Source organism: Gordonia hongkongensis, from assembly GCF_023078355.1.
Classification (GTDB): domain Bacteria; phylum Actinomycetota; class Actinomycetes; order Mycobacteriales; family Mycobacteriaceae; genus Gordonia; species Gordonia hongkongensis.
This window is the reverse complement of the sequence record NZ_CP095552.1, coordinates 3492588-3510184: the sequence shown is the minus strand read 5'-3', so window position 1 is coordinate 3510184 and position 17597 is coordinate 3492588. Positions and strand designations below refer to the sequence as shown.

Genomic DNA, 17597 nt, shown 5'->3' with positions numbered 1-17597 from the left:
CGCATCAGTGCTCGACGCGTAGACTGACCGTCCATGTCACCCGACCGCCCGCGTGCGCGCCGTATCGGCGTGATGGGCGGCACGTTCGACCCGATCCACAACGGGCACCTCGTCGCGGCCAGCGAGGTCGCCCACCGGTTCTCGCTGGACGAGGTGATCTTCGTCCCGACCGGCCGTCCCTGGCAGAAGATCGGCGAGGCGACGACGGTGAGCCCGCCGGAGGACCGCTACCTCATGACGGTCATCGCGACCGCGTCGAATCCGCAGTTCAGCGTCAGTCGTGTCGACATCGACCGCGACGGCGACACCTACACCGTGGACACGCTCCGCGACCTGCGAGCGCTGCTTCCGGAAGCCCAGCTGTACTTCATCACCGGTGCCGACGCGCTGGAATCCATCCTGTCGTGGCAGGACTGGGAGGAGCTGTTCGGCCTCGCCCGATTCGTCGGCGTGAGCCGCCCGGGGTACGAGCTCGACGCCACGCACCTGGCCCACCATCTCGAGGCCATGCCCGCCGACACCCTGCATCTGCTGGAGATCCCGGCGCTGGCGATCTCGTCCACCGAGTGCCGGACGCGCGCGTTGCAGGGTCGGCCCGTCTGGTACCTGGTGCCCGACGGCGTCGTGCAGTACATCGCCAAGCGGAAGCTGTATCGTGCGCCCCGGGCGTCGTCGCCCGGTGTCTCCGCCCCGGCGCTTCCGGGGGCCAACCGCCCCGAGCGGCTCCCGCCCGAGGAAATTCCTCCCGGGGAGTTGCAGGGCGATACCGACGGGTCGGGCCGCGCCCTGGGCGAACAGGCCGTGACCGAATGAGAGGACAAGTGTGACTGCGTCAGCTGAAGCGCTGGAGATGGCCAAGGTGGCCGCCCTGGCCGCGGCCGAGAAGCTCGCCCATGAGGTGACGGTGATCGACGTGTCGGAGCAGTTGGTGATCACCGACGCCTTCGTGATCGCCTCCGCCGACAACGAGCGTCAGGTGAACTCGATCGTCGACGAGGTCGAGGAGAAGCTGCGGGAGGCCGGCCACAAGCCGCTGCGGCGCGAGGGCACGCGCGAAGGTCGTTGGGCACTGCTCGATTACGCCGACATCGTGGTGCACATCCAGCACACCGATGAACGACGCTTCTACGCGCTGGAGAGTCTGTGGAAGGACTGCCCGGTGGTCGAGGTGGACGGGCTGTCGTGAGTGGCGGTCCCGACTCACACGATACCGCCGTCGAACGTCTCACCCCTGTGGTGCGGCGCCTGATCCTGTTGCGGCACGGGCAGACCGAGTACAACGCGGCGAGTCGGATGCAAGGCCAGATCGACACCGACTTGTCCGAACTCGGTGTCCGGCAAGCTGGTTCGGCGGCGGTCGAGCTCGCCAAGCGGCAACCGGTGGTCATCTGGTCGTCGGATCTGCGGCGGGCCCGCGACACCGCCGAGGCGCTCGCGCAACGAACCGGTCTGCCGGTGACCACCGACGTACGCCTACGGGAGACACACCTCGGTGAGTGGCAGGGTCTGACGCACCTCGACGTCGATGCCGCGATGCCGGGCGCGCGCGCCGTCTGGCGCGATGACGCGACCTGGACGCCGCCGGGTGGGGAGAGCCGCGTCGACGTCGCCCGCCGCTCCACCCCCCTGGTCGACGAGTTGATCGAGCTGTTGCCGGAGTGGGGCGTCGGCGACAACCCGGAGGCGCCGGTGGTGCTGGTGGCCCACGGGGGAGTGATCGCGGCGATGACCGCGGCGCTGCTCGGGCTGCCGGTCGAGAACTGGCCCGTCTTCGGGGGGCTCGCGAACACGAGTTGGGTGCAGCTGTCGGGGCACGGCATGCCCGGCGAACTGCCGCGGTGGCGCCTGGACGTGTGGAACGCGTCCGCCGAGGACTCCGACCCGGCGGTGCAGTGAGCGACGTCCGCCGATGACCGAGGCCGCCGGACCCGGTCCATCCGCTGCCGATGCGCGGGAGCGATGTGTGCTGGTGTTGTCCGACTCGCTCGCGTACTACGGTCCGCAGGGCGGTCTGCCCGCGGATGACCCTCGGATCTGGCCGATGCTCGTGGGCGCTGCGACGCGTTCGGAGGTGCGGCTGTTCGGCCGGATCGGGTGGACGAGCCGGGACGTCTGGTGGGCCCTCACCCAGGACCCGAACATCTGGGCCACCGTGCCCCGCGCCGACGTCGTCGTGCTCGCATTCGGAGGGATGGACACTCTGCCCTCGCCGCTTCCGACGGCTTTCCGGGAGCAGATCCGCTACATCAGGCCGAACGGGTTGCGGCAGCGAATACGCGCGGCCTATGCGTGGATACAACCGCGGGGGTCGCACCTCGGATGGCCGCTCGCGCTGCCGCCGCACGTCACGATCGAGTACCTGGAGAAGATCCGCGCGGCGCTCGCCCAGTTGCGTCCGGACCTCCCGATCGTCGTGTGCCTGCCGCCCACCCACCGCAGCCCGTATTACGGCAACGTCCATGCCGGGCGGATCCCGACGACCGCGGCGATGTCGCGATGGGCGTCGAGCCACGGCCTACCGAGTGTCGACTTCTACCCGGTCACCCGGGACGCCTTCGACGACGACACCGCCGAGATGAATCCCGACGGAATCCACTGGGGTTTCTCGTGCCATCGGGGCATCGCCGACGTTGTCGCCCCGGTCGTCGACGCCGTCCGGCGGCGCGCGAACCGCGACGCCGGGGGCCCGACCCCGACGCCCGTGGAGGCCCGGCGCGTGAACCCGTTAACGTAGACGCGTGCCTGTCGTCGTCGTCACAGACTCCTCGTCCCGACTGCCGCGGTCGGTGACCGAGCACTACGGGATACGGCAGGTCCCATTGCACCTCGCCGTCGGCGACGAGGACTACCGCGAAGGTGTCGACGACATCCCGGCCGACATCGTGACGACGCCGGGCGTGACCACCTCCGGCGCCAACCCCAACGATCTCTCCGAACATTTCGAGTCCGCGCTCGAGGCGAGTCAGGGTGCCGGCGTCGTCGCCGTCCACATGTCGCGCCGGTTGTCGGGGACCTGGAGTTCGGCGCGGATGGCTGCGGAGAAGTTCTCCGGGCAGGTTCGGGTCGTCGATTCCCGATCTGTCGGTCTCGCAGTCGGTTTCACCGCCGTCGCGGCCGCCCAGGCCGCCGCCGGGGGAGCCGACCGGGACCGCGTGTACGAGTCCGCCATCCGACAGGCAGCGACCGTCGACTCGCTGCTGTGTGTGCAGCAGCTCGACAATCTGCGCAACAGTGGCCGGATCAGCGCCGCGGGCAAGCTCTTCGGATCGGCGCTGTCCATCAAACCGATCCTGCACATGGTCGACGGGACCCTGACGCTGAAGGAACGTCATCGCACGTTCTCCAAGGCGCTGGACAAGATGGTCGACGCCGCCGCCGACTCCGCGGGCGGGCGCGCGGTCACGGTCGGCATCCAGCACTGTCAGAGCCCGGACGTCGCCGAGGAACTGCGCGCGGCCGTCCACGCCAAGCTGCGGGTGGTGACCTCCGAGCTGACCGTTGATCTCGGTCCCATCCTCGGCGCCCACGTCGGCCCCGGCGCGGTGGGCGTCGTGATCGCCGCGCACCTCGAACCGATCGAGGGTCTCGGCGAGTCCTAGCGGTCCGGCGCGCCGGGCTCGGCGCCATCCACAGCTCGCGCTGACCGTCCACAGATCGCGGGTTCTGCGGTTCGCGTGCGGAGCAGCGGCGGCTGTGCGACCTAGCGTGTGGCGTCATGAGCGCATCAGGACGGCGGAACCCGCTGGACCGGCTGGCGCCGGTGGCCGATCTGCCGGACCGACGGGACGGTACGGCAGGCATCGACCCCGTGTCGCCGCCGCTCGCGCCGGACATCGACGACCGGCTCGGCCCCGTCGAGGAACCCGAGCATCCCGGGTGGGGGATCGGCGGGATGCCGACGTGGCTTGACACGCCGGCGCGAACCCAGCGGCGACGGTCGGACGCCGACGGCGGCGACAGTGTCGGCGGCGACGGTGCCGAGGATGACGATGACTTCGACGACGATCCCATCCCTCGGCGGCGCTTCGCGGTCGCGCCACCGGCAGCTCTCGCGCTGATCGCGGTCGGTGTCGTCGTCTGTGCCGTCGCGGCCTTCGGACTGTTCCGCGGGTCGGGGTCGGCGCCGGTCGTGGATTTCGGTGCGGTGGCCGGCACCTCGTCGATGTCGGACCCGTCGACGCCGCCGGCCGTGCCGACCGAATCGATCCCGGCGCAGATGGTGGTCAGTGTCGTCGGTTTGGTGCACACGCCGGGTCTGGTGCAACTCACGCCCGGGGCGCGGGTCGCCGACGCGATCGACCGGGCGGGAGGTGCGCGCAAGAACGCGGATCTGCTGTCGCTGAACCTCGCGCAGGTCCTCCGGGACGGCGATCAGATCCTCGTCGGCTACGCGGGCGGGCAGGGCGAGATGTCGCTGCGCAGCGCCGTCGTCGGGGCTTCCGGCGCGCCGCCCGCACCCGCGGGTGCACCCCCGGCAGATGCAGGGGCGCCCGCCGGCGGTTCGGGTGGTCCGCCGGCCACCGGCGGACTCGTGAACCTCAACACCGCCACCGAGGCCGACCTCGACGAGTTGCCCGGGGTGGGGCCGGTGACCGCGAAGGCCATCCTGTCGTGGAGGGATCGCAACGGGCGCTTCAGCTCCGTGGACCAGCTCGCCGAGGTCGACGGGATCGGTCCGGCACGCCTGGCCAGACTGCGCGATCTCGTGACGGTCTGACGGGTGGACTACCGCCTGCTGGTACCGGCGGTGGCGGTGTGGTCGGTGACGGCGTTCGGGCTGGTGATGCCGCCCGGGTACACGCTCGGGCTGGCGATCTGTTCGGGCGCGGTGGCCTCGGTCGGCACGCTGGTCTGTGCCGGCGGCCGGTTCGGATGGGACGCGGTCGGTTTGATCATCGTCGTGGCCGGACTCGCCGCGGTGTGCGCGACTTCCTTGGCGATCCGGCAGGAGGTCCGCTCCGATCACCCGCTGGCCGCGTCGACCGGGAAGTCGACGGTCGTACTTACCGTGCGTGGGGACCCGGTGGTTGTCGGGCCCTCGTCGGCCGGACGCGTCCGTCTGCGCGTCGACGTGGAACAGGTTGGTTCGCATCGTGTTCCGACGGCTTCCGCCGACCTGATGGGGGATCTCGGGGAGTGGTCGGGACTGTTGCCCGGGCAACGGGTGCTCACGGTCGCGCGGGTGCGGCCGCCGCCCGAGCACTCGCTGCTGGTGGCGACCCTGACTGCGCAGCAGCCCCGGGTCGTCGGCTCGCCGCCCGCCCACCAGCAGGTGGCCGGTGCGATCCGGGAACGGTTGCAGGTGTTGGCCGCGCGGGCGCTCGACGAGGACGCGGCCGGACTCCTGCCCGGCCTCGTGCTCGGCGACGAGAGGTCCCTCGACGACGGCCTGCGGGACGATTTCCGCGACGCCGGCCTGAGCCATCTGACCGCGGTGAGCGGCAGCAATTTCGCGATCGTCTGCGGGGCAGCGCTTCTCGTGGTTCGCAGTGCGGGTGTGCCACCGCGGGCGGCCGCGGTCGTCGGGCTGGTGGTGATCCTGGCATTCGTGGTGCTCGTCCGGCCGTCGCCTAGTGTCGTGCGTGCCGCGTTGATGGGAGCGGTGGGTGTGTTGGCGCTCTTCGCCTCTCGTCGGGCGCAGGCGTTCCCGGCGCTCGGTGCGGCGGTCGTCGGCGGACTCCTGTGGTGGCCCGAGCTGGCGCTGCAACCGGGGTTCGCCTTGTCGGTGGCCGCCACCGCCGCCATCGTGCTGTGGGCCCCACGATTCCGTGACCGGTTGCGCGAGTGGCGTTGTCCGCCCGGTGTCGCCGAGGTGATCGCGATGGCGGTCACCGCGCAGGTGGTGACGGCGCCGATCGTGGTCGTGGTGACCGGCACGTTCTCGGTGGTGGGAATCGTTGCGAACCTTCTGGTCGCCCCGGTGGTCGCGGTGATCAGCGTGGTCGGCACCCTCGCCGCACTCATCGGCGCGATCGGGCCGCCCGACGGCGTCGGCGCGCTCGTGGGTGAACTGCTGGTGCGCGCCCTCGCCCCCGAACTGTGGTGGATGGTCGTGTGCGCGCGCACCCTCGGCGGCGTGGGCTGGGCGAGTGTGGAGGTGCCCTCGCCGTTCGGATGAGGCTGCCCGCAGTCAGACCTCGCGGTCGGCCAGCTCGCCCGCGGTGCGGTTCCACACCATGTAGCCGACGCCGACGGCGGCGAACCAGACCGCCCCGACGATCAGTGCGATCCGACCGTCGCGGTCGAAGAACAGCAGGACGAAGACGAGCGCGAGGAAGGCGAGGGCGAGCCACGTGGTGATCGGGGCGCCGGGGACCCGGTAGTCCGAACGCGGCAGTTCGCCGCGCGCGACCTTCCGGCGGTAGGCCATCTGGCACAGCAGGATAGTCGACCAGATGACGATGATCCCGACCGTCGACACCGCGGTGATGTAGGCGAAGGCGTGTGCGGGATCGATGACGTTCACCACCACGCCGATCGCCATGACGGCGGCACTCAGCGTGATGCCGACGGCCGGGACCTTGCGGTTCGAGAGTCGGGTCAGCTGCCGCGGGGCGTCGCCGGTGTGGGCGAGGGAGCGCAGCATGCGCCCGGTCGAGTAGATGCCCGAGTTGCACGACGAGAGGGCAGCGGTGAGCAAGATGAAGTTGACGATGCCCGCGGCGCCGGGGATGCCGATGTAGGAGAAGACCGAGACGAAGGGGCTCTCGCCGGCCTGGAAGTCCGTCCAGCTGCGGACCGAGAGGATCACCAGCAGCGAGCCGACATAAAAGATCCCGATGCGGAACGGAACGGTGTTGATCGCCTTGCGCAGCGTGACGCGCGGGTTCTGTGCCTCTCCCGCGGTCACGCCGACGAGCTCGACGCCGACATAGGCGAACATGACGATCTGCAGGCTCAGCATCGCGTTGCTGAAGCCGGTCGCGAAGAAGCCGCCGTCGTTCCACAGGTTCGTCACCGACGGACCGGTCTCGGGCCCCAGCCCGGCGATCGGGAGCAGCACACCGATGCCGACGATGATCATGCCGAGGATGGCGGTGACCTTGATGGCGGAGAACCAGAACTCCGCGCGTCCGAACACCCCGACGGAGATCAGGTTCGCGCCGAACAGCACGATGAGCGCGATGAGGGCGGTGACCCACACCGGCACCGAGGGCCACCAGTAGTTGATGTACTTGCCCGCCACGGTGATCTCGGCCATGCACGTCGTCGTCCACACGGCCCAATAGGTCCACCCCTGGCTGAAACCGGCGAACCGTCCGAGGAACTCGTCGGCGTACTCGCTGATGCCACCGGAGATCGGCCGGTAGATGAGGAGTTCGCCGAGAGCGCGCATGACGATGAAGATCGCGAGGCCGGCGAGCGCGTACGCCAGGATGAGTGCCGGTCCCGCCTTCTCGATCGCGCCACCCGCGCCGTAGAAGAGGCCGGTGCCGATCGCGCCGCCGATGGCGATCATCTGCACGGTGCGGGCGGTGAGCCCGCGTTGGTATCCCTCGTCGGTGTCGGCACCCGTGTCGGTGCCGGGATGCTCGACAGTCACGCGGGCAACTCCTCCGAATGTCGGTGGGCCGATGGCAGAAGCTCACCGTAACGGCCCGCGATCGACCGGATTCACTTGCCCACAGGACCCGTCCACTTTGTCGTATTCGGTTGGCCGGGCGGCGGTCCGGTGATCGTGTCGGCGCCGTCTGGCACCATTGTCGCCGTGACCGATCGCCTGCACCTGCTGCTCGGAGACGACGACTTCCTCACCGGCCGGGTGATCTCGGCCGTGGTCGACGCCGCGTCGAAAGCGGCAGGTACCCCGGTGCCGGTGACCCGGGTACGTGCCGGCGACGTGAGCGAACACGAACTCGCGGAGTTGCTCAGTCCGTCGCTGTTCGCCGAAGAGCGGATCGTCGTCGTCGAGGCCGCCGCCGACGCGGGCAAGGAGCCGGCCGCGCTCATCGCCGCGACCGCGTCGTCGCTGCCCGAGGGCATCACGCTGATGGTGATCCATCACGGCGGGGGCCGGGCGAAGTCGATGGTCCCCGCGTTGAAGAAGGCCGGGGCCGTCGAGCACGAGACGACCGCCCCGAAGTGGCCGTCGGAGCGAATGACTTTCGTGCGCAACGAGTTCCGTTCGCTGGGCGTAAAGGTCGGCGCCGATGTCGTCGAGCAGGTGGTCGAGGGCGTCGGATCGGAACTGCGCGAGCTGGCCGCCGCGTGCGCGCAACTCGTGGCCGACACCGGCGGCAAGGTCGACCGCGACACCGTGCGCCTGTACTACCAGGGCCGTCCCGAGGTGACCGGATACGAGGTGGCCGACCGGGCGGTGACGGGCGACCGTGCCGGCGCGCTGGAATCCCTGGCCTGGGCGCTGCACCACGGCGTGCCGCGGGTGCTGCTTGCCGACGCCCTCGCCGAGGCCGTCCACGCCATCGCTCGCATCCGACCCATGGGGTCGATCAACCACTTCGATGCGGCCCGCGAACTCGGCATGCCGCCCAACCGGGTCAAGAACGTGCAGGCGAAGGCCAAGGCGTGGGACGCGGAGTCGATCGCGCGGGCGGTCGGCGTGGTCGCGGCGCTCAACGCGGATGTGAAGGGGCAGGCCGCCGACCCCGATTACAGCCTCACCCACGCCGTCGCCACGGTCGCCGACCTCCGGCCGGACGGGCGTCGGCGGAGCTGACGCCCGTCCGGCCGGTCTTGAGTCGGCCGTCGGACGGGAGTGGCTTCGACTCGGCGCCTCGCTCCGCTCGGGGCCGGCTCAACCAGCGGTGGGGGCGGCTCCGCTCGGGGCCGGCTCAACCAGCGGTAGGGCGCCAGACAGAAACGACAATCACCCCGGCAACCGCGTGGATGCTGCCGGGGTGATCGAGGTATGGAGAGGTGGCGACGGATCAACCGTCGGACCGACCCGGGGTCGGCGTCAGATCAGAGCTTGTTGACCGCGAGAGCGATGGCCGACTTCTTGTTGGCGGCCTGGTTGGCGTGGATGACGCCCTTGCTGGCAGCCTTGTCGAGCTTGCGGCTGGCGGTCTGGCCGAGCTCGGCGGCCTTCGCCTTGTCGCCGGACTCGACAGCCTCACGGAAGCTGCGGATCGCGGTACGAAGGGCCGACTTCACCGACTGGTTGCGCTGGCGGTTCGCTTCATTGGTGCGATTGCGCTTGATCTGAGACTTGATGTTTGCCACGCGTGTTACCTCTGTCGTTGCTGGTGGATATGTCTGTCTGTTCGGGTCGGGCGGTCGGCCCTGGGGGCTGAACTCGCACCGGGCGGTGTCGGCGCGTGAAGCATCTCCACGGCGTCACCGCAACAGCGCACAACATTACCAGCCGGGGTCAGCCCGCCAAAATCCGTGCGTCGGGAACGACGGGCCACCGCGTCGGCCAATAAGAATCATCGTGAACTTATGTCTACGGTGGAGCCATCATGTCCGTCGTTTACGTACACATCGGCCTTCCCAAAACCGGGACCACACACCTCCAGGATCGCCTCTGGCGAAACCGCGACCTGGCGTTGCAGTCCTCCGGGTTGCTGTACCCGGGCAACGTGATCTCGGATCACTTCCATGCCGCGGTGCATCTGCAGCCGGAGCGATACCTCGACTGGGTCGATCCCGCCTTCGCCGGCACCTGGCCGACGCTCCTCGGTCAGATCCGGGCCTGGCCGCAGATCTCGTTGCTGTCGCACGAGCTGTACAGCACCGCGACCGTCGACCAGATCGAACGGTTGATGGCCGACCTGTCCTTCGCCGACGAGGTCCACGTGATAGCGACCGTCCGCGACCTCGGCCGCCAGCTCCCGTCCGTGTGGCAGGAGAACGTGAAGAACCAGCGCCGGGCGTCGTTCGACGAGTTCGTGGATTCGGTGGCCTTCGCTTCCGAGGGGCGCCGGACCGGCGGTCCCGTCGTCGTCAGTACCCCCGCTGACGATGCCCCGGCCGACGAGGTCGACGAGGAGCCGTTCTGGGAGTTCCAGGACTACGTCGGCATCCTGGAACGCTGGTCGCGTGTCGTCGGACCCGAGCGCGTCCACATCGTCACGGTGCCGCCCCGCGGGGCAGCGTCGGGCGACACGCTCTGGGATCGGTTCCTGCGCGTGATGAACATCGATCCGGTCCCGCTGCGGATCCCGGTCCCCAGCCTGAACAGCTCGCTGTCCGCGCCGCAGGCCGAGTTCCTGCGCGGCCTCAACCGCCGCCTGCAGCCGGACGCCATTGAGTGGCGCCGATACGAGCGGATCATCAAGGGGCAGGTGATCGGGGAGATCCTGTTCGAGGCACCGTCCGGCCCGCCGCAGGGACTCTCGGACAAGAGCCGGGAGTGGGCGGCGGGGGAGTCCCGGCGGATGGTCGCGGCGGTCCGCGACGCCGGCTACGACGTCGTCGGTGACCTCGACGATCTGGTGGTGTCGCCCGAACACGACGCCGGCGACGTGCCGCCGCCGTCGGACGGCGAGGTGCTCGACGTCGCGCTCGACACGATCGCGGCGATGGTGCTCGCGGCGCCCTTGCCCAAGGTCGGACCCCGTGCGCGGACGCGGGCGGCGAATGTGGTGCGCCGGGTCAAGCGGCGGGTGATCGCCGCGCGCCGATCATCCTGATCGGTGGCCCCGGAACGGCGGTGCGGCTTCGTCGATGACACGGCCGGTCGACGTCCTGCCAATTTCGGCATTCTGTAGCACCATGGCAGTTTATGACCCCCGCATCGACAAGTGCGCCAGCCAAGAAGGCGGCGCGTAAGTCCGCAGCCGCGAAAGCGGCGTCGTCCACCTCGTCGGGACGGACGGCCTCCGCCAAGTCCGGTTCGACCAAGGGTTCCGGTTCCGGCAGCCGGTCGGCGAAGGGCGCGGGCGACGCAACCACCGGGGAGAATTTCACCGGCAACTTCGGCGGGTACGCAAAAGGCCCGTACGGCAAGGCCTATGACGAGATGTTCGATGCCGCCGGCGAGGTGCGGACACCGTACCGCGGTATCTACAAGGCCATGGCCGACGAGGATCAGTCCGACCTCGTGGAGGCCCGTGTGGAGGCCCTCGGGCGTGCCTATCTCGACCAGGGTGTGACGTTCTCGCTGTCCGGCAAGGAACGCCCCTTCCCGTTGGATGTTGTGCCACGGGTGATCTCGGCGGCGGAGTGGAACAAGCTCGAGGCGGGTATCACCCAGCGCGTACAGGCGCTGGAACTCTTCCTCGACGACATCTACGGCGAGCAGGAGATCCTGCGCGACGGGGTACTGCCCAAGCGACTCGTCCACTCCTGTGAGCACTTTCATCGACAGGCGGCAAACATTCGGCCGCCCAACGGTGTTCGCATCCACGTCGCGGGTATCGACCTGATCCGCGACGAGAACGGCGACTTCCGGGTCCTCGAGGACAATCTGCGGTCGCCGTCGGGCGTCTCCTATGTGCTCGAGAACCGGCGCGCGATGGCCCGCGTCTTCCCGGACCTGTTCTCCAAACACAAGGTGCGTGCGGTCGCCGACTACCCGAGCCACCTCCTGCGCGCGCTACGCGCGTCGGCGGCGTTCAACGAGGCCGACCCGAACATCGTCGTGCTGACCCCGGGCGTGGCCAACTCGGCCTACTTCGAGCACTCGCTCCTCGCACGCCTGATGGGCGTCGAGCTGGTCGAGGGCCGTGACCTGTTCTGCCGCGACAACGTCGTGTACATGCGCACGACCGAGGGGGAGCAGCGGGTCGACGTCATCTACCGCCGCATCGACGACGACTTCCTGGATCCCATGCAGTTCCGGCCGGATTCGATGCTCGGCGTGGCGGGGCTGCTGAACGCCGCGCGCGCGGGCAACGTGGTGATCTCCAGTGCGGTCGGCAACGGCGTCGGCGACGACAAGCTGATCTACACCTACGTGCCGGAGATCATCCAGTACTACCTCGGCGAGAAGCCGAGTCTCCAGAACGTGGACACCCTACGCTGCTGGCTGCCCGACGAATGCGAGGAGGTGCTCGACCGCATCGACGAACTCGTCGTGAAACCCGTTGAGGGATCGGGCGGTTACGGCATCGTCTTCGGCCCCGACGCGACCGGCGCCGAATTGGACGCACTGGCACGCAAGGTCCGCAACGATCCGCGCGGGTGGATCGCACAGCCGGTCGTGCAGCTGTCGACGGTGCCGACGAAGATCGGTGACGCCATCCGGCCGCGCCATGTTGACCTGCGTCCGTTCGCGGTCAACGACGGTGAGTCCGTGTGGGTCCTGCCCGGCGGCCTGACCCGGGTGGCGCTGCCGGAGGGATCGCTCGTCGTCAACTCGAGCCAGGGCGGCGGTTCCAAGGACACCTGGGTGCTGGCCTCGCGCACATCCGAGGGGGACCGGGAGTTGTCGGGTGCGAAGGTCGTGACGACGAGCGGTGTCGCCGCCGCCCGGCCGGCGGAGAGCGCCCCCGACCCGGTGCACACGCAGACTCAACAGCAACAGCAGGGTTCGATGATGCAGCAGTTGGGTGGGACGCAGCAGATGGGCTCCATGATGCAGCAGTTGGGTGGGACGCAGCAGATGGGTGGCATGACGCCGCAACCGAATCCGACCACAGCGTCCGGCGGCATGACCCGACAGCAGGAGGGTGATATCCGATGATGTTGGCGCGTAACGCCGAATCGCTCTACTGGATCGGCAGGTACGTCGAGCGCGCCGACGACATGGCGCGCATCCTCGATGTCGCGATCCACCAGATCCTCGAGGACACCACGGTCGACGTCGACCGGCAGGCACGCCTGATCATCCAGGTACTCGGGCTCACCGCGCCGGAGGACGACGACGAGCTCGACGTCTGGTCGTTGACCGAACGCGTCGCCTACGACGCCGACGCGGTGGGATCGATCGTCGACCTGATCCGGGCGGCGCGGGAAAACGCCCGGGGCGCACGCGAAGTCACGTCCAGCGAGTTGTGGGAATGCCTCAACACCACCTACAACGGACTCGACGGCGCCGAACGGCGCTCGCGTCGCCTCGGTCCCCACGAGTTCCTGTCGTACGTGAAGAACCGGGCGGCGATGTTCGCGGGCCTCGCCGACGCCACCCTCAGCCACGACGACGGCTACCGATATCTGCTGCTGGGTCGGTCGGTGGAGCGGGTCGACATGACCATCCGGATGTTGCTGTCCCGCGCCGGGGATCGGACGACGTCGCCGGCCTGGGTGAACGTCCTCGTGTCCGCCGGCGGGCACGACACCTTCCTGCGGACCTACCGCGGTGTGTTGGACGCCGAGAACATCGTCGAGTTCATGCTTCTCGACCGGCTGTTCCCACGGTCCATCTTCCACGCCCTCAGCGTCGCCGAGCGCAATCTGGGTCAGCTCGAGAGTGGGCCGAGCCGGGTCGGGGCCCAGGCCGAGGCGCAGTTGCTGCTGGGCCGCGCACGCAGTTCGCTCGAGTTCCTCGAGCCCGGGAAGTTGCTCGACGATCTGCAGGACCGGCTCGTCGACCTGCAGGACACCTGCCGCGCGGTCAACGAGGCGGTCACGAAGCAGTATTTCCATGTGTCGCCCTATGTCTCGTGGGCCGACGCCCGCGTCAGCGACGGGCATGTCATCGAGGAGAGTGAGCTGTGAGCTGGCGTCTGCGTGTTGTCCATTCCACGGGCTTCGCCTACCACAGTCCGGTCACCTCGTCGTACAACGAAGCCCGGCTCACCCCGCGCAGCGACGCCCGCCAGAACGTGATCGTCAACCGGGTCGAGACCGTCCCGGCGACGAGGTCCTACCGGTACACCGACTACTGGGGTACCGCGGTCACCGCCTTCGATCTGCACGCGCCGCACAACGAACTCGAGGTCTCGGGGCTGTCGGTCGTCGAAACCGAGGCCGGACAACGCCCCGACGTGGAGGATCAGGTCTCGTGGGACGACATGAACAGCGATCACGTCATCGACCGGTATGACGAGATGCTGTCTTACACACCGTATGTCGCCCGCAACCGGTCACTGCTGTCGACCGCGAAGAAGGTGACCAAGGGGCTCACCCCCGAGGAGGCGGTCGAGGCGGTGTGTCGCTTCATCCACACCGAGATGGAGTACGTCCCCGGCACGACGGGCGTGCACACCACCGCGGTCGACGCGTGGACCGACCGCAAGGGCGTGTGTCAGGACTACGCGCACCTCACCCTGCTGATGCTCCGCGGGCTGGGCATTCCCGCCCGGTACGTGTCGGGGTATCTCCATCCCGAACCCGACGCCGAGATCGACAAGACGGTGCAGGGTCAGAGTCACGCCTGGATCGAGGCGTGGACGGGCGGCTGGTGGGGCTACGACCCGACCAACGACACCCCGATCACCGAGCAGCATGTGTCGGTGGGCGTGGGTCGTGACTACGCCGATGTGTCGCCGCTGAAGGGTATCTACACCGGCGGCGGCGCGACCGACCTCGACGTCATCGTCGAGATCACCCGGCTCGCCTAGGGTTTCGTCCTTCGGGTCACCGCCAGCCGTAGTGCCCGCGGAGTTCCTGGGCGACGGCGTCGAACGTCGTGCGGTCGAGGATCGCGCCTTCCCGGCGGATGCCGTCGTCGTCGACGACGAGTACACGGTCGAGGCGCACGAAGCTCGGCCGGCCCTGGGAATCCCATGCGCCCGACCCGAGGGGAAGCCAGTTGCCGTCGTCCCGGTGGTCCTTGCTCGACAGCATGAGCCCGAGCACGGTGTCGGACCGGTCGGCCCGGGCGTCCCGGCCGACGACCAGGACCGGCCGGTCCTTTCCCTGGTTCGGGTCGTCCTCGTAGGCGACCCAGGTCCACACGATCTCGCCGGGGTCGGCGTCGCCGTCGAGGTCGGGGGAATAGCTGATGGTGCGGGCGAGATCGGTTGTCGGCCGAAGTGCGGGCCGGGCGTTGCGACTGGTCACCGTCAGAAGTCCTCTCCGGAGATGTGGGGTAGCAGGAAGTCCTCGACCGCGTCCGAGGTGAGGGCTGCGGTGGGTTTTCTCTTCGGGTTGAGGTCGTGTCCGACCTTCTCGAGTTCGACGATGTGTGTCGGCGCATCGATGAGGCCGATCGCGCGGGTCATCTCGTCGGTGGTGCCGAACGGGTCGGTGCTCCCGTGGACCACGAGGGTCGGGACGGTGATCGACGGCAGGTGTTCGGTGCGCAGTCGGTCGGGCTTGCCCGGTGGATGCAGCGGATACGACGTCAGCAACAGGCCGTCGGCCAGAGCTGTTCCGTTCTCGGCGACGGCCATCGAGGACTGTCGCCCGCCATAGGAGTGGCCACCGACGATCAGCGGCCCGTCGAGCTCGGCGCGCAGCGTTGCACACGCGGCACGGATGCCGTCCCGGTCGGCGTCGGCGGTGGACGGGCTGGGCGGACCCTTGGGTCGGCGCCGTCGATACGGCAGGTCGATCCGGGCGACGACGAACCCGCGGTCGCACAGTTCCTCGGCCAGGGCACGCAGGATCACGGCGTCGCGGTTGCCGCCTGCGCCGTGGGCGAGGACGAGCGTGGCACGTGCCGGGATCCCCGGGCGGTGTACCTCGGCGGCGACGTCGTCGGACTCGATGGTGGTGACGGTGGACGCGGACACGGCTGCCACCGTAGCGCCTTCGGAGGTGCTCGCGGACTTCTCCGATCCCTGAGGAGGCCCGGAGCCTGCGGAGGGCCGTCTCGAAGGGTGCGACGTGGCCGGACGCGCCACGCGGGGTGCTCATGAGAAACTGGAGGACAACCCGTATCCGTACCCGTTCTCTACCGAAGTTCTCGTTCGAGGAGTAGTTCCATTCCCACCTTCGCCGACACCACCTTCACCGATCCGGCACGTATCCGGAACTTCTGCATCATCGCCCACATCGACCACGGCAAGTCGACGCTGGCAGACCGGATGCTGCAGCTCACTGGCGTCGTCGAAGAGCGGCAGATGCGGGCGCAGTACCTCGATCGAATGGACATCGAGCGCGAGCGCGGCATCACCATCAAGGCGCAGAACGTCCGTCTGCCCTGGACGGTGAAGTCGGCGGAGGGCGACGAGGACTACGTCCTGCACCTCATCGACACCCCCGGGCACGTCGACTTCACCTACGAGGTGTCCCGCGCTCTGGAGGCGTGCGAGGGAGCTGTCCTGCTCGTCGACGCCGCGCAGGGCATCGAGGCCCAGACCCTCGCCAACCTGTATCTGGCGATGGAGAACGACCTCACCATCATCCCGGTGCTCAACAAGATCGACCTGCCCGCGGCCGACCCCGAGCGCTACGCTGCCGAACTCGCGCACATCGTGGGTTGCGAGCCGGAAGACGTGCTGCGTGTGTCGGGCAAGACCGGCGTCGGGGTCACCGAGCTGCTCGACGAGGTCATCCGGAAGGTGCCGGCCCCGGTGGGCGACTCCGACGCCCCGGCGCGCGCGATGATCTTCGACTCGGTGTACGACACCTACCGCGGCGTGGTCACCTACGTCCGGGTCGTCGACGGCAAGATCGTGCCCCGGGAGAAGATCCTGATGATGTCGACCGGCACGACGCACGAGCTGCTCGAGGTGGGCATCGTGTCCCCGGAACCGAAGCCGACCACGGGGCTGGGTGTCGGCGAGGTCGGTTACCTGATCACGGGTGTGAAGGACGTTCGCCAGTCGAAGGTCGGTGACACCGTCACCACTGCCCGCCGGGGTGCCGAGCAGGCGCTGACGGGGTACCGCGAGCCGCGCCCGATGGTCTACTCGGGGCTGTACCCGCTCGACGGCTCCGACCACCCGGTGCTGCGTGAGGCGCTCGAGAAGCTGCAACTCAACGACGCCGCCCTGACCTTCGAGCCGGAGACCTCGGTCGCGCTCGGCTTCGGCTTCCGCTGCGGCTTCCTCGGTCTGCTGCACATGGAGATCACCCGCGAGCGTCTCGAGCGCGAGTTCAACCTCGACCTGATCTCGACGGCCCCGAACGTCGTCTACCGGGTGGTCATGGAAGACGGTTCGGAGCATGTGGTGACCAACCCGTCGGACTGGCCGGAAGGCAAGACCCGGCACATCTACGAACCCATCGTCAAGACCACCGTGATCGCGCCGAGCGAGTTCATCGGCGCGATCATGGAGCTGTGTCAGTCGCGTCGAGGTGAGCTCGGCGGGATGGACTACCTGTCGGAGACGCGCGTGGAACTGCGGTACACGCTGCCCATGGCCGAGATCATCTTCGACTTCTTCGACGCCTTGAAGTCGCGGACGCGTGGCTATGCCAGCCTCGACTACGAGGAGGCGGGCGAGCAGGAAGCCGATCTGGTGAAGGTCGACATCCTGCTCCAGGGCGAGGCCGTCGACGCGTTCAGTGCGATCGTCCACAAGGACGCCGCCTATGCCTACGGCAACCGGATGGCGATCAAGCTCAAGGAGCTCATCCCGCGCCAGCAGTTCGAGGTTCCGGTGCAGGCCGCCGTCGGCTCGAAGATCATTGCGCGCGAGAACATCCGAGCCATCCGCAAGGATGTGCTCGCGAAGTGCTACGGCGGCGACATCAGCCGTAAGCGCAAACTGCTCGAGAAGCAGAAAGAGGGCAAGAAGCGGATGAAGACCATCGGCCGCGTCGAGGTCCCGCAAGAGGCCTTCGTGGCCGCGCTCTCCACCGACGCGGTGGGTGACAAGCCGAAGGGGAAGTGATGGGCGACGGGCAGACCGGGAGTG

Annotated in this window: 17 protein-coding genes; 13 read left to right on the top strand and 4 right to left on the bottom strand. The window is 68.7% G+C overall.

Annotation, left to right across the window (positions count from 1 at the left end):
* Positions 1-33: 33 nt before the first annotated feature.
* The 7 genes from nadD to MVF96_RS15880 all read left to right on the top strand — a co-directional run bounded on the left by nadD (position 34) and on the right by MVF96_RS15880 (position 6118).
* Positions 34-813: a nicotinate-nucleotide adenylyltransferase gene (nadD, locus tag MVF96_RS15910; protein WP_058252105.1), complete on the top strand. Its 780-nt coding sequence runs from the start codon at positions 34-36 to the stop codon at positions 811-813.
* Between the two features lie 10 nt (positions 814-823).
* Positions 824-1186: a ribosome silencing factor gene (gene rsfS / locus MVF96_RS15905; RefSeq protein WP_004023080.1), complete on the top strand. Its 363-nt coding sequence runs from the start codon at positions 824-826 to the stop codon at positions 1184-1186.
* Positions 1183-1896, top strand: a complete 714-nt coding sequence (locus tag MVF96_RS15900) for a histidine phosphatase family protein (protein ID WP_247449669.1) — start codon at positions 1183-1185, stop codon at positions 1894-1896. Before rsfS ends, MVF96_RS15900 begins: the two co-directional genes overlap by 4 nt.
* A gap of 13 nt (positions 1897-1909) precedes the next feature.
* On the top strand, positions 1910-2734 hold the full coding sequence (octT, locus tag MVF96_RS15895; RefSeq protein WP_205333488.1) for a diglucosylglycerate octanoyltransferase: 825 nt from the start codon (positions 1910-1912) through the stop codon (positions 2732-2734).
* Positions 2735-2738: 4 nt separating this feature from the next.
* Entirely contained in the window at positions 2739-3599 is an 861-nt protein-coding gene (locus MVF96_RS15890; RefSeq protein WP_205333489.1) for a DegV family protein, read from the top strand.
* A gap of 116 nt (positions 3600-3715) precedes the next feature.
* Positions 3716-4717, top strand: a complete 1002-nt coding sequence (locus MVF96_RS15885) for a ComEA family DNA-binding protein (RefSeq protein WP_205333490.1) — start codon at positions 3716-3718, stop codon at positions 4715-4717.
* A gap of 3 nt (positions 4718-4720) precedes the next feature.
* Positions 4721-6118 carry a ComEC/Rec2 family competence protein gene (locus MVF96_RS15880; RefSeq protein ID WP_247449667.1) on the top strand — a complete coding sequence of 466 codons (1398 nt, stop codon included), beginning with the start codon at positions 4721-4723 and terminating at the stop codon, positions 6116-6118.
* Between the two features lie 12 nt (positions 6119-6130).
* Here the strand turns inward: MVF96_RS15880 and MVF96_RS15875 are convergent, their stop codons facing one another.
* Positions 6131-7543 carry an amino acid permease gene (locus tag MVF96_RS15875; RefSeq protein WP_165629845.1) on the bottom strand — a complete coding sequence of 471 codons (1413 nt, stop codon included), beginning with the start codon at positions 7541-7543 and terminating at the stop codon, positions 6131-6133.
* Between the two features lie 165 nt (positions 7544-7708).
* Between MVF96_RS15875 and holA the strand changes: the two genes are divergently transcribed.
* Positions 7709-8677, top strand: coding sequence for a DNA polymerase III subunit delta (holA, locus tag MVF96_RS15870; RefSeq protein WP_247449666.1), 969 nt, complete (start codon positions 7709-7711; stop codon positions 8675-8677).
* A gap of 245 nt (positions 8678-8922) precedes the next feature.
* Here holA and rpsT read toward each other — a convergent pair whose 3' ends face one another.
* Positions 8923-9183: a 30S ribosomal protein S20 gene (rpsT, locus tag MVF96_RS15865; protein WP_004023072.1), complete on the bottom strand. Its 261-nt coding sequence runs from the start codon at positions 9181-9183 to the stop codon at positions 8923-8925.
* A 239-nt stretch (positions 9184-9422) separates the two neighbouring features.
* Here rpsT and MVF96_RS15860 point away from each other — a divergent pair, with 239 nt between their 5' ends.
* From MVF96_RS15860 to MVF96_RS15845, 4 genes are all read left to right on the top strand, one after another.
* Complete coding sequence (locus tag MVF96_RS15860) at positions 9423-10595, top strand: sulfotransferase family protein (protein WP_137810294.1); 1173 nt, start codon at positions 9423-9425, stop codon at positions 10593-10595.
* 92 nt (positions 10596-10687) lie between these two features.
* Entirely contained in the window at positions 10688-12589 is a 1902-nt protein-coding gene (locus tag MVF96_RS15855; protein ID WP_137810293.1) for a circularly permuted type 2 ATP-grasp protein, read from the top strand.
* Positions 12586-13563: an alpha-E domain-containing protein gene (locus MVF96_RS15850; RefSeq protein WP_058252096.1), complete on the top strand. Its 978-nt coding sequence runs from the start codon at positions 12586-12588 to the stop codon at positions 13561-13563. The genes MVF96_RS15855 and MVF96_RS15850 overlap by 4 nt, the downstream gene beginning before the upstream one ends.
* Positions 13560-14408, top strand: a complete 849-nt coding sequence (locus tag MVF96_RS15845) for a transglutaminase family protein (protein WP_137810292.1) — start codon at positions 13560-13562, stop codon at positions 14406-14408. The genes MVF96_RS15850 and MVF96_RS15845 overlap by 4 nt, the downstream gene beginning before the upstream one ends.
* A 16-nt stretch (positions 14409-14424) precedes the next feature.
* Here MVF96_RS15845 and MVF96_RS15840 read toward each other — a convergent pair whose 3' ends face one another.
* Both MVF96_RS15840 and MVF96_RS15835 read right to left on the bottom strand, forming a co-directional pair.
* Positions 14425-14850, bottom strand: coding sequence for a type II toxin-antitoxin system PemK/MazF family toxin (locus MVF96_RS15840; RefSeq protein WP_137810291.1), 426 nt, complete (start codon positions 14848-14850; stop codon positions 14425-14427).
* Between the two features lie 2 nt (positions 14851-14852).
* Positions 14853-15533 (bottom strand): alpha/beta hydrolase family protein, encoded by a 681-nt coding sequence (locus MVF96_RS15835; RefSeq protein WP_247449664.1) that lies wholly within the window; start codon positions 15531-15533, stop codon positions 14853-14855.
* Positions 15534-15716: 183 nt separating this feature from the next.
* On the opposite strand from MVF96_RS15835, the gene lepA reads away from it, so the two are divergent.
* The gene (gene lepA, locus MVF96_RS15830; protein ID WP_247452124.1) at positions 15717-17573 is read left to right on the top strand and encodes a translation elongation factor 4; all 1857 of its coding nucleotides are present in this window, start codon (positions 15717-15719) and stop codon (positions 17571-17573) included.
* Positions 17574-17597: the final 24 nt, after the last annotated feature.

What these genes read in the sequence shown, in the direction of transcription:
- MVF96_RS15885 (WP_205333490.1), top strand. Translation starts at nt 3,716, where the DNA reads ATGAGCGCATCAGGACGGCGGAACCCGCTGGACCGGCTGGCGCCGGTG.
- nadD (WP_058252105.1), top strand. Translation starts at nt 34, where the DNA reads ATGTCACCCGACCGCCCGCGTGCGCGCCGTATCGGCGTGATGGGCGGC.
- octT (WP_205333488.1), top strand. Translation starts at nt 1,910, where the DNA reads ATGACCGAGGCCGCCGGACCCGGTCCATCCGCTGCCGATGCGCGGGAG.
- MVF96_RS15855 (WP_137810293.1), top strand. Translation starts at nt 10,688, where the DNA reads ATGACCCCCGCATCGACAAGTGCGCCAGCCAAGAAGGCGGCGCGTAAG.
- MVF96_RS15850 (WP_058252096.1), top strand. Translation starts at nt 12,586, where the DNA reads ATGATGTTGGCGCGTAACGCCGAATCGCTCTACTGGATCGGCAGGTAC.
- MVF96_RS15860 (WP_137810294.1), top strand. Translation starts at nt 9,423, where the DNA reads ATGTCCGTCGTTTACGTACACATCGGCCTTCCCAAAACCGGGACCACA.